Origin of the sequence: Nocardia sp. NPDC056564 (genome assembly GCF_042793755.1) — a bacterium.
In the GTDB taxonomy this organism is placed as follows: Bacteria; Actinomycetota; Actinomycetes; order Mycobacteriales; family Mycobacteriaceae; genus Nocardia.
In genome coordinates, this window is sequence record NZ_JBHTUR010000026.1 from 94,155 (window position 1) to 104,819 (window position 10,665).

Annotated in this window: 10 protein-coding genes; 4 read left to right on the top strand and 6 right to left on the bottom strand. The window is 68.5% G+C overall.

Features of this window, described 5'->3' with window-relative positions:
- The 3 genes from ACFQ9K_RS40375 to ACFQ9K_RS40385 form a co-directional block, all read right to left on the bottom strand.
- The coding region (locus tag ACFQ9K_RS40375) for an alpha/beta fold hydrolase (RefSeq protein WP_378984377.1) at positions 1 to 829 on the bottom strand (829 nt) is incomplete at its 3' end.
- 31 nt (positions 830 to 860) lie between these two features.
- Entirely contained in the window at positions 861 to 1,967 is a 1,107-nt protein-coding gene (locus tag ACFQ9K_RS40380) for a PDR/VanB family oxidoreductase (RefSeq protein ID WP_378717346.1), read from the bottom strand.
- A gap of 34 nt (positions 1,968 to 2,001) precedes the next feature.
- Positions 2,002 to 2,904, bottom strand: coding sequence for a metal-dependent hydrolase (locus tag ACFQ9K_RS40385; RefSeq protein WP_378717344.1), 903 nt, complete (start codon positions 2,902 to 2,904; stop codon positions 2,002 to 2,004).
- Between the two features lie 258 nt (positions 2,905 to 3,162).
- Here ACFQ9K_RS40385 and ACFQ9K_RS40390 point away from each other — a divergent pair, with 258 nt between their 5' ends.
- Positions 3,163 to 4,554, top strand: a complete 1,392-nt coding sequence (locus ACFQ9K_RS40390) for a wax ester/triacylglycerol synthase family O-acyltransferase (protein WP_378717343.1) — start codon at positions 3,163 to 3,165, stop codon at positions 4,552 to 4,554.
- Between the two features lie 39 nt (positions 4,555 to 4,593).
- On the opposite strand, the gene ACFQ9K_RS40395 is transcribed toward ACFQ9K_RS40390, so the two are convergent.
- Positions 4,594 to 5,490, bottom strand: a complete 897-nt coding sequence (locus ACFQ9K_RS40395; RefSeq protein WP_378717341.1) for an alpha/beta fold hydrolase — start codon at positions 5,488 to 5,490, stop codon at positions 4,594 to 4,596.
- Positions 5,491 to 5,588: 98 nt separating this feature from the next.
- On the bottom strand, positions 5,589 to 6,047 hold the full coding sequence (locus tag ACFQ9K_RS40400) for a MaoC family dehydratase (RefSeq protein WP_378717340.1): 459 nt from the start codon (positions 6,045 to 6,047) through the stop codon (positions 5,589 to 5,591).
- A gap of 186 nt (positions 6,048 to 6,233) precedes the next feature.
- Here ACFQ9K_RS40400 and ACFQ9K_RS40405 point away from each other — a divergent pair, with 186 nt between their 5' ends.
- Positions 6,234 to 6,977 (top strand): glucose 1-dehydrogenase, encoded by a 744-nt coding sequence (locus ACFQ9K_RS40405; RefSeq protein ID WP_378717339.1) that lies wholly within the window; start codon positions 6,234 to 6,236, stop codon positions 6,975 to 6,977.
- Positions 6,978 to 6,980: 3 nt separating this feature from the next.
- Here ACFQ9K_RS40405 and ACFQ9K_RS40410 read toward each other — a convergent pair whose 3' ends face one another.
- Entirely contained in the window at positions 6,981 to 8,000 is a 1,020-nt protein-coding gene (locus ACFQ9K_RS40410; protein WP_378717413.1) for a YdcF family protein, read from the bottom strand.
- Positions 8,001 to 8,236: 236 nt separating this feature from the next.
- Here ACFQ9K_RS40410 and ACFQ9K_RS40415 point away from each other — a divergent pair, with 236 nt between their 5' ends.
- Together ACFQ9K_RS40415 and ACFQ9K_RS40420 are read left to right on the top strand one after the other, a co-directional pair.
- Positions 8,237 to 9,451, top strand: coding sequence for a lipase family protein (locus tag ACFQ9K_RS40415; RefSeq protein ID WP_378717337.1), 1,215 nt, complete (start codon positions 8,237 to 8,239; stop codon positions 9,449 to 9,451).
- 62 nt (positions 9,452 to 9,513) lie between these two features.
- Positions 9,514 to 10,542, top strand: coding sequence for an FAD-dependent oxidoreductase (locus tag ACFQ9K_RS40420; protein ID WP_378727290.1), 1,029 nt, complete (start codon positions 9,514 to 9,516; stop codon positions 10,540 to 10,542).
- Positions 10,543 to 10,665 lie beyond the last annotated feature (123 nt).

Here is a 10,665-nt window from a genome sequence, read left to right on the forward strand (position 1 = left end):
GTATAAGAGACAGGAGTCGTTGCACCCATTTGCGTTCGTCGTCGTAACCGGCGGGCCGGACCGCGACGTCGCGACCGGCGACGATCAACTGGACCGGCACCTCGGTATGCCGCTCGCGCGGGGACAGCAGGCGCTGCACGATGTTCGCCCGGTAGATCAGCAGACCGTCGACCATGTCCTGCCGGAACGTCGGGCCGAGCGTCACCGTCGACGGCGGCGTCTCGTTCATGATCGAGACGACCCGCTGCCAGCGCTGCTCGGTGCCGAGCAGGCCGAAGACCGCGCGCGGCAGTCCCGGCGTCATGAAGAAGAACGTGTAGGCGGACGACAGCGCCTGGGTGAACGGCTGCCACAGGTTGCGCGGCGTCGGCCGGGACAGCCGGTTGCGCATCCAGTTCCCGATGTGGTCGAGGTTCGGCCCGGACACCGAGGTGAACGACGCGATCCGCGCGGCCGCGCGCGGCTCGCAGACCGCCTCCCACACCTGCACCGAACCCCAGTCGTGGGCCAGCACGTGCACCGGCCGGTCCTGGCTGACCGCGTCGACGACGGCGAAGAAGTCGCCCGCGAGCTGGTCGAGCCGGAAGTCCTCGGTGCGCCGGGTCCGGGTGGAGCGGCCGTGCCCGCGGGTGTCATAGGTGACGACGTGGAAGCGGCGGGCCAGCAGCGGCACCACCGCGTCCCAGAGGTGATTGGTGTCCGGCCAACCGTGCACCAGCACCACGGTTTCCGCGGTCGGATCGCCGTATTCGTAGACGGCGAGCTCGAATTCGCCGTTACGCACCGTCCGCTCGGCGGCCACGAGCTCCGGGGGTTCGATGGTCGTCATCGGTTTCTCCTTGCTGACCAGAGGTCGGGGTTTACAGATCGAGCACCAGTCGCCCACCGGGCGAACGGGATACGCAGACGAGCATCTCGCCGGCCTCGTGTTCGGCCGCGGTGAGCACGGTTTCGCGATGCTCCGGCGCGCCGGCCAGCACCCGCACCTTGCAGGTGCGGCAGAAGCCTTGGCGGCACGAGTAGGGGCGATCCGGGCGGGTTTCCAGGATGGTGTCGAGCGCGGAACGATCGGCGGCCACTTCGACCACCTCGCCGGTGGAGGCGAACTGGATCTCGAACGGCACGCCGTTCACGATCGGCGGCGGCGAGAACCGCTCGGAATGCAGTTCCACGCCGGGCATTTCGCGAATCGCGGCGGCGACGGCGTTGGTCATCGGCACGGGTCCGCAGCAGTAGACCGCGGTGTCGGCCGCGACACCGGGCAGCAACGCGGCGGCGTCGGGCAGGCCGTGCTCGTCGTCGGTGCGCACGGTGACCCGGTCGCCGAATCCGGCGATCTCGTCGAGGAACGGAATGGTGTCCCGATTGCGGCCGGTGTAGACCATCGACCAGTCGATGCCGAGCCGCTGCGCCAGCCGCGCCATCGGCAGGATCGGCGTGATCCCGATGCCGCCGGCGATGAAATGCAAACGGGCGGCGGGCGATCCGTGTCCCGGCACGGCGAACGGGAAGGCGTTGCGCGGCCCGCGCACGGTGATCGGGGCGCCGACCGGTAGCCCGTCGTGCACCTCCACCGACCCGCCGAGTCCGTCCGGGATGCGCCGCACCGCGACCCGGTACGCGCGAGTGTCGGCCGGATCGCCGCACAGCGAGTACTGCCGCAGCCGTCCCGAGGGCAGTTCCAGGTCCAGGTGCGCGCCTGCCCGCCACGGCGGCAGCTCCCGCCGGTCCGGCGCCTCCAGTCGCAGGCTCACCACGTCCTGGTCGTGCGCCTCGATCCGCCGCTCGGTGACCACCAGCGCCAATCGGTGGTCGTCCACGCGCGGCACGAGGTCACGCCGATTGATCATGGTGGTCCACTTCAGCCGCGCCGAGGCGACCGCGTCGAGCACCCGCACCGCGCGATCCTGATCACGCTTGCCGAACAGGTCGGCGGGCAGCCGGGCCGGGACGGGACGTAGGTTCACCACCGCACCTCACCCGCGCCGCACTGACTCTGCTTCACGACGCGATCGCTTGCGCGGCAGGCGACTTCGCGAGATAGGCCACCGCCTGCGCGGTCGAGCCGACCGTCTCGGGATCGTAGCCGGGCTTGAGCGTCGACAGCGCACTCCACAGCAGCGACGGCACGCCGGGCAGCGCGCCACGCCACATCGCGCCGAACACCCGCTTGATCAGCCGCGGGTAACCGAGGTCGGGCAGCGCGGGGTCCTGGTGCACCATGAATTTGGTGCCGCGCACCACCAGGGTGATGAAGATGGGGAAGACCAGCGTCATGATCGCCACCCGGCGCACGTAGCCGACACCGAAGTAGACGGCCACGTCATGGGCGACATGCCGATGCTCGACCTCCTCGGCCCCGTGCCAGCGGAACAGATCCGCGATCCGCGGGTCGGCCTCGAACCGCTCCAACTCCGCGTTGAGCACCCAGTCGCCGAGGTAGGCGAAGAAGTGTTCCAGGCAGGCGATGAAGGCCAGGCGCTCGACCAGCGTCTGCCGCTGCGCGACGCCCTCGTTCGCCCTGGGCCCCAGTGTCTTGCGGAACAGGTATTCGGCCTGGCGCACATAGGGTTCCGGGTCGATGCCGTGCGCGGCGAGCACCTCGGTGAGCACCTTGTCGTGCGTCTCGGCGTGCATGGACTCCTGGCCGATGAAGCCGAGCATGGCCTCGCGCAGCTTGTCGTCCTTCACGAACGGCAGCGCCTCGGTGTAGGTGGCACAGAACATGCGCTCGCCCTCGGGCAGCAGCAGGTTCAGCGAATTGATCAGGTGCGAGGCGATCGGCTCTTCGGGCATCCAGTGCAGCGGCGTATCCGCCCACTGGAACCGCACGTTGCGCGCGTGCAGCGCGACCTCGCCCGGATCGATGTCCGGTCGTCGCTCACCTCTACGAAGTAGCTTCATCGGTACTCCTCTCACGACTGCGTCGTCGCGCGCCTTCCTGCATGGCCGTAGCAATCATCATACACATACATGAAACCCTCGGTTACATAAAGATCTGTAGCAGCACAAATTGCACACCCGACCGCGCGAACTGCGCAAACGACCGCCGGATGCGCGCAGCCCAATAGCGTTAGCCCGCTTGACAATAGAGCGCCCCACTGTGACCCACCTCGCGCCCGTTCGGCCGAAAACTAGAACGCGTTCTAGTACGATTTCGCTATGGAGCGACTCACCGGATTGGATGCCAGCTTTCTCTACCTGGAAACCGGGACCCAGCACCTGCACGTGTGTGCGCTGCTGATCCTCGATCCCAGCTCAGGGGACTATTCATTCGAGAAATTCAAGGCCGAACTCGGCCGGCGGCTGCCCCTGATCCCGCAGATGCGCCGCCGCGTCTACGAGGTGCCGTTCAACCTCGATCACCCGGTGTGGGTCGAAGACCAGAACTTCGACCTGGACTATCACATTCGGCGTATCGGCATCGCCGCGCCGGCCGGCCGGCGCGAACTGGCCGAACTGGTCGGCGACATCGCCAGCCGCCCGATGGACCGCGACCGCCCGCTCTGGGAGATGTCGGTGGTCGAGGGCCTCGACGACGGCAAGGTCGCGGTGATCTGCAAGTACCATCACGCCGCAGTGGACGGCATCACCGGCACGAACATGATGATGCACCTGTGCGATCTGGAGCCGAACGCGGCCAAGACACCGCCCGCCGGGGAATGGCGGCCGGAACCGAGCCCGAACGACTGGCAACTGCTGGCCAAGGCGGTGGTCAAGTTCCCGACCAAGGCGGGCATCGTCGGCATGGTGCCGAAGACCCTCGGCATGGTGGCGGGCTTCGCCAACCGGCGGCGTAACGACAAGGCGGGCATGGCCTTGCCGTTCTCCGCGCCGCGCACGCCGTTCAACCTGGCCATCACGCCGCATCGCACGGTCGCGTTCACCGAGGCCGAACTCGGCGCGATCAAGGAGATCAAGTCCGCGTTCGGGGTGAAGATCAACGACGTGGTGCTGACCATCGTGGCCGGCGTGCTGCGCGCCTACCTGGAGAAGCACGACGAACTGCCGGACCGGTCACTGATCGCGTCGGTGCCGGTCTCGGTGCACGAATCGACCAGGCACACCGCGGGTATCAACAAGGTGTCCACGCTGTTCGCCCGGCTCGGCACCGATATCGCGGATCCGGTCGAACGCCTGCGGCAGGTGGCCGAGGACAACCGCGGCGCGAAGGCCGAACACGATCTGATCGGCGCGGACTTCCTCCAGGACTGGTCGAAGTACGCCCCGCCGAACACCTTTCAGCTCGCGGCGCGGGTGTACTCGTCGCTGAAGCTGGCCGAGCGGCATCCGGTGGTGCACAACCTCGTGGTGTCGAACGTGCCGGGCCCGCCGATGCCGCTGTACTTCCTCGGCGTGCGGGTGGACGGAATGTATCCGTTCGGTCCGGTCTTTCACGGCGCGGGGCTCACGGTGACCGTGATCTCCAACAACGACGACCTGGACTTCGGTTTCATCGCCTGCAAGGAACTGGTGCCCGACGTCAGCGAACTCGCCGACGCGGTCCCCGGTGTCGTAGACGAATTGCTCACCGCCGCACGTAAATTGGGTTGACCTACCAGGCCCTGTTCGCCATTGTCGTCGAACAGCGGCTCACAATCTCGCGGCGACCGCCGCGCAAGCCTCGAGCAGCGCGGGCACGAACAGATCCGCCTCCAGCACACAGGCCGCATGCCCTCCCCTGAGCAGATGAATACTCGCGCCGGGGATCATGGTCGCCATCTCCAACTGCCGATAGACCGGGATTGCCCGGTCCTGCGTCGTAATCACCACCGCGGTCGGCATTTTCAGGGTCGACAGCCAGTCCGTCGCGTCGAACCGGCCGACCTCACCGATCACCTGGGTGATCGCCCAGCCGCTGGTACTGCGCAGCTCGGTGAGCGCCCATCGATCCAATCGCCCGGGCGCCCAGGCGATTTCCGGCAGCTCCGGTAGTCGCGCGGCCAATTCCTCGGTGCGCCGGAAGGAATACGGCGCGACCGCGTCGGCGAACGCCCCGAAGACACGGTGAAAGGCGCGCTCGCGCCACTTCTCCTGGAACCGATACGGCGTGGAGCACAACACGAGCCCGCCCACCCGGTCCGGATGCCGGTGCGCGGCGGCCAGGCTCACCACCCCGCCGAGCGAATATCCCGCGCAGACAGCCTCTTCCACGCCGAGCGCGTCGAGCACCGCGACCACGTCGTCGGCGCAGTCGTCCACCGAGAAGCGCGCGGACCGAATCCCGCGGCCGTGCCAACGTTGGTCGAACAGGATCACCCGGTAGCGCTCGGCCAGCGCCGCCAGCGCCGGAAACCAGTTCAGATACGCGGTACACCCGGTGCCGTGCAAGAGGACCAGCGCCGGGGCGTCCGCCGGCCCGCCGGTATCGACCACATACGTGCGACCCCGCCCCGGTAGTTCGACCAACCGCCCGCCGGGCACCTCGGCGATATCCGGCACCCGCCCGGCGAAGCGCCGCAGCGCCGCCGAGGATCGTGAGTTCGTCATCGCGCCTCCCGCGTATCGCGGACAGAATTAGAACGTGTTCTACACACGATGATGCCACAGCACGATGCCCGGCATCGACGGGATGCGACAGCGCGCGCTTACGCCAAGGCGCGGACGATCGATTCGGCGATGCACGCGGGCTTGTCCGAGCCCTCCCCCTCGATGACCGTCGCGAGCACGACCTGGAGCCCGCCCGGCACCTCGTCGACGCTGACGATCGTGGCCCGGCCGCGGATGCGCGAGCCGGCGGGTACCGGCGCCGGAAACCGAACCTTGTTGAGGCCGTAATTGATCCGCGCACCGGCGTCGGAGATCTCGAACACCTGCCCGATGATCGCCGGAAGCAGCGACAACGTCAGATACCCGTGCGCGATGGTGGTGCCGTACGGCCCCGCGGCCGCGCGCTCCGGGTCCACGTGGATCCACTGCCGGTCCTCGGTCGCCTCGGCGAACGCGGTGATGCGGTCCTGGCCGATCTCGATCCAGCCGCTCGCGCCGAGGTCGGTGCCCGCGGCATCGCGCAGCGATTCCATGGTGAAGACGGTGGGCTCGCTCATGCGAGAACCCTAAAACGAATGGATCGCCCCGGCCAGCGGATTGCCGAAGGCGCTGACTCACAACACCTTTCCCGCGCACGACGCCGATATGGCACGATCGGTCGCGAGGCCGACGCTCGATTCGGCGCAATTCTGCAACGTGTTCTAGTACGTTGGCGTGGACGGACGAGAGACGGAGGTGCCGCGATGGGGCGGTTGGCCGGCAAGGTGGCATTGATCAGCGGCGGAGCCCGCGGCATGGGCGCGGCACACGCCACGGCCATGGTGGCCGAGGACGCCCAGGTGGTCCTGGGTGACGTGCTCGACGACGAAGGTGCCGCGATCGCCAAGGAGCTCGGCGACTCCGCCGCCTACGTACATCTGGACGTGCGCGAGCCGGCCGACTGGCAGGGCGCGGTCGCCGAGGCGGTGCAGCGGTTCGGCGCACTGAACGTGCTGGTCAACAACGCGGGCATCGCCAACGGCAACCTGATCGCCGACTTCGAGCTGGCCGAATGGCAGCGGATCATCGACATCAACCTCACCGGGACGTTCCTCGGCATGCAGGCCGTCGTCCCCGCGATGAAGGACGCGGGCGGCGGCTCGATCATCAATATCTCCTCCGTCGAAGGACTGCGCGGCAGCCCGGGCCTGCACGGCTACGTCGCGACCAAGTTCGCCGTCCGCGGCCTGACCAAGTCGACGGCACTCGAGTTGGCGCAGCACAACATCCGGGTCAACTCCGTGCATCCCGGCCTGATCACCACGCCGATGACCGAGGGCATTCCGGCGGACTTCCTCCAGATCCCGCTCGGCCGGGCCGCCGACCCGGCCGAGGTGGCCGCGTTGATCACCTTCCTGGCCAGCGACGAATCCTCGTATTCGACCGGCGCCGAATTCGTCATCGACGGCGGACTCACCGTCGGCATCCCGCACAAGACCTTCGACTAGGCCTCAGTCGCCGTAGTGATGCGGCAGGTCGCGGGTCAGCACCAGCGCGAGCACCGGCAGCGCCATCAGCGCGAGGCAGGCGATCACGTTGATCCACTTGTAGGCCACCACGATCGCCGCGAACTCGCGCAGTATCGCCGAGGGCAGGTAGTAGAAGGCGGTCTTGGCGCCGGTCACCTCCGCGTCGAGGTCGAGGCGCCGGGCCAGGATCGCCGTGCGCAGGATGTGGAAGTTGCTGGTCACCAGCACCATTCGGGTGGACTCGCCGCGCTCGCCCAGTAACCGCTTGGTGTAGAGCAGGTTTTCCCGCGTGGTCGTCGAACGGTCCTCCAGCACAATGCTGTCCGCGGGCACGCCGCGGTCGACGAGGTACTCCGCCATCGCCGCGGCCTCGGATACCGCCTCGTCGGAACCCTTTCCGCCGCTGGTGATCAGCAGCGGCCGCCGGCCCGCCGCGAGTTCGGCGCGATAGACCTCGACGGCCCGATCCAGGCGACTCGCCAGCAGCGGCGGCACCCGCGCGCCGACCAGCCCGGAGCCGTGCACGACGATCGCGTCCATGCCGGGCCGGTAGGGCAACGCGCCGTAGAGCAGCGAATACAACAGGAAGCTGGCGAACAGGAATCCGACGTAGCTCACCGCCATCGTCCCCGACGCCAAAATCACGATGGACCAGATATCGCCGGTGAAGATCGCCACCGCGAGCAACACGTAGGGCACCAGCAGCACGACCCCGAGCCCGAGCGGAAGCAGGTTCGCGATCCGCAGCCCTTCGCGCCGAATCATCTGCCCGCCGTTGACCATCAGCAACCCGGCGAGCACCAGCACGAGCAGCGGTGACAACAGCACGAGCAGGCCGGCCAGCACCACCGGCAGGTCACCCTTGGCGCCGGAGCCGATCACCCACACGCCGGTGAAAGCCAAGCCGAGCAGCAGAAACACGCCGTTGCTCAGCCGGCGCCGGTCGCTGCGGAACCTGAGCAGGAAGACACCGAGCAGAATCAGGCCGACCACGAGCAGCATCACCGAACCACCGTAACCGGCGCACCGGCAACCGTGCGGCGATGCCACGCCGCCCGCCCGCCGATCGGCCGCCCCGCACGGCGCGGCTCCCTCCCGACATTCTCTTTGTCCCATATCGTGTCGCTCGTCCGAATACCGGCCGGGCGATTATTCGCGGCCGATCCTCGGATTATTCGACTTTCGGCATGCCCAACAATCCCCGTGAATGTCGTGATGAATGGGAGTCGCTCATCGCCATGCTTCGACACATCCGCCCCGCGCTCGCCGTTGTCGCCCTGCTGATATCGGTCGCACACGTGGCCGTCGTGCCGGGTACCGCTGCGGCACAACCGATCTACCCCAGGCCGGACCCCGATCCGTTCTACGCGGCGCCACCCGACCTGGATCGGTTCGAGGCCGGTGACGTGCTCGCCGTACGCCCGATGCCGCCGCTGCTCGGATTTCCCGGCACCGCCGTCACGATGATCAAGTTCCGTTCCACCAATTCGGCGGGCAATCTGATCGCGGCCACCACCACCGTGCTGACCCCGCACGACCATGCCCCCGGCGGGCCGTTGCTGTCCTACCAGCACATCATCAACGGTCTCGGTACCCAGTGCGCGGTCTCGCGGGTGCTCTACACCGGCGATCCGAATCTCGCTGTGCGCGAGGCGCCCGCGCTCAACACGGTGCTGTTGCGCGGCTGGTCGGTGGCGCTGCCCGATCATCTCGGGCCGACCAGCGCCTACGGGGCGGCCAAGCTGGGCGGCATGATCACCCTGGACGGAATTCGCGCGGCCCGCAAGGTGAGCGAGCTCGGCCTGGCGAAGAGCCCGGTCGCGATGTTCGGCTACTCCGGCGGCGGCATGGCGACCGGCTGGGCGGCCGCGCTGGCCCCGACCTACGCGCCGGAGCTCGACATCGTCGGCGCGGCCGAGGGCGGCGTCCCGATGAATCTGGTGAAGATGACCGAGGGCCTCGGCTACTCCCGGCATCCGGCGTTCGGACTGGCCCTGGCGGCGGCCATCGGCCTGGAGCGGGAGTACCCCACCCGGCTGCCGATCAGCGACAGCCTCAACGATTTCGGCCGGGCTACCCGCGACCAGATCGCGAACGGCTGCACCAACGAGATCCTGGCGGCGGGCGCCGGGCACAACGTCTTGGACGTGGCCAGTTCCACCTCGCTGGCCGACGACCCGAGCGCGCGCTCGGTGCTAGAGGAGAACAGCCTGGAACTCTACGCGGGCGTGCCGAAAATGCCGATCTACCAATGGCGTTCGACCGAGGACGTGCTGATCCCGGTGGCCTCGATCGACAACACCGTGCGGCGTTACTGCGCGGCGGGCGCGCGGGTGCAGTCCGAGCTGATTCCGAGCCCGGACCACCTGACCACGGCCGTGCTGGGCGCACCGGCCGCGGTGGCCTGGATCGACGACCGATTCCGCGGCGTCCCCGCACCGAACGACTGCTGATCGCGCCGCCGTCGGAGCGCGCGACCCCGCAGCGCGCCGACGGCGGCACCTAAGGTGGGGGCATGGTCACGATCATCGGCGGTGGAATCGCGGGGACGTTGCTGGCTGGGGCGCTCGCACGGAAGCAACGACCGGTCACGGTCTACGAGAGCCAGCCTGCCGTCGGCGCGGGACACTTTCTGGCCCTGGATGATCGGGCGCATGCCGCGCTGACCCGGCTGGGCGTCGGGATCGACCGGCTGCACCGGGCGTCGCATCCGCTGACCGAGCTGCGCGCGGCCGACCGGGCCGGGGTGATCCGCAGCGACACCCGCACCGAACGCCGGCTGTACCTGCGCGCCGACCTCATGCGCGCACTGACCGAATTCGCCACCGGCACAACGGCGGACATTCGCTTCGGCACCCCGGTCACCGAGCTGAACGGCAGCACGGGCAGGCTCTTCAGCGGGACGAACCAGGTCCCGGCCGACGACGTGATCATCGCCGCGGACGGCATCGACTCCCTCGCCCGGCGCACCCTCGAACCCGAGCGCGCCGCCGAATACGCCGGGCAGATCATCATCTACGGCATCACCACCCGCCCGATCCAGCCGGACACCGATCCGTCCGTCCTGCATTTCCACCGCCGACTCGACGACCACGGCCGACCGGTCAGCACCTTCGGGCACTTCTGGAACGACGAGATCTCGGTGTGGTTCACCCGCCTCACCCGCGAACCACTCGCCCTGCGAGACATCGGATCTCAGCCACTAGACGGCTGGGCGGAGCCGATTCTGGCGGGCGCCGGGGCAATCCCGGAACTCGTCGAGAGCCTGCTGGGCGCGACCAGCACGGTGCACGTCTCCAACGCGCGCACCGTGCCACTCGCCGGTGCACGTCCCCCGCAAACTCCGGTGATCCTGTGCGGCGACGCGGATCACGCCATCACCCCGGCCGCGGGCGTCGGCGCCAGGGACGCCATCGAGGACGCGGCCGCGCTGGCCGAAGCCATCGGCTCCGGCGGCTCGCCAGCCGCCGCGATGACCGAGCGCAGGCGACAGATCCTCGACGAGCGGGCCAAGGCGGCCCAAATGTTCCGTAGCGCAACATAAATGGCGGCGCGGGGACGATAGGTCGTCCCCGCGCCCCCGAAACCTCTGGCGGCCTACGACTCCGTGCCGCTCTCGTATGCGCTCTGGCGGGCCGCGATCACGTTGGCCACGGCGCGGGGCGTC

What these genes read in the sequence shown, in the direction of transcription:
- ACFQ9K_RS40385 (WP_378717344.1), bottom strand. Translation starts at nt 2,904, where the DNA reads ATGAAGCTACTTCGTAGAGGTGAGCGACGACCGGACATCGATCCGGGC.
- ACFQ9K_RS40390 (WP_378717343.1), top strand. Translation starts at nt 3,163, where the DNA reads ATGGAGCGACTCACCGGATTGGATGCCAGCTTTCTCTACCTGGAAACC.
- ACFQ9K_RS40395 (WP_378717341.1), bottom strand. Translation starts at nt 5,490, where the DNA reads ATGACGAACTCACGATCCTCGGCGGCGCTGCGGCGCTTCGCCGGGCGG.
- ACFQ9K_RS40400 (WP_378717340.1), bottom strand. Translation starts at nt 6,047, where the DNA reads ATGAGCGAGCCCACCGTCTTCACCATGGAATCGCTGCGCGATGCCGCG.
- ACFQ9K_RS40405 (WP_378717339.1), top strand. Translation starts at nt 6,234, where the DNA reads ATGGGGCGGTTGGCCGGCAAGGTGGCATTGATCAGCGGCGGAGCCCGC.
- ACFQ9K_RS40410 (WP_378717413.1), bottom strand. Translation starts at nt 8,000, where the DNA reads ATGCTGCTCGTGGTCGGCCTGATTCTGCTCGGTGTCTTCCTGCTCAGG.
- ACFQ9K_RS40415 (WP_378717337.1), top strand. Translation starts at nt 8,237, where the DNA reads ATGCTTCGACACATCCGCCCCGCGCTCGCCGTTGTCGCCCTGCTGATA.
- ACFQ9K_RS40420 (WP_378727290.1), top strand. Translation starts at nt 9,514, where the DNA reads ATGGTCACGATCATCGGCGGTGGAATCGCGGGGACGTTGCTGGCTGGG.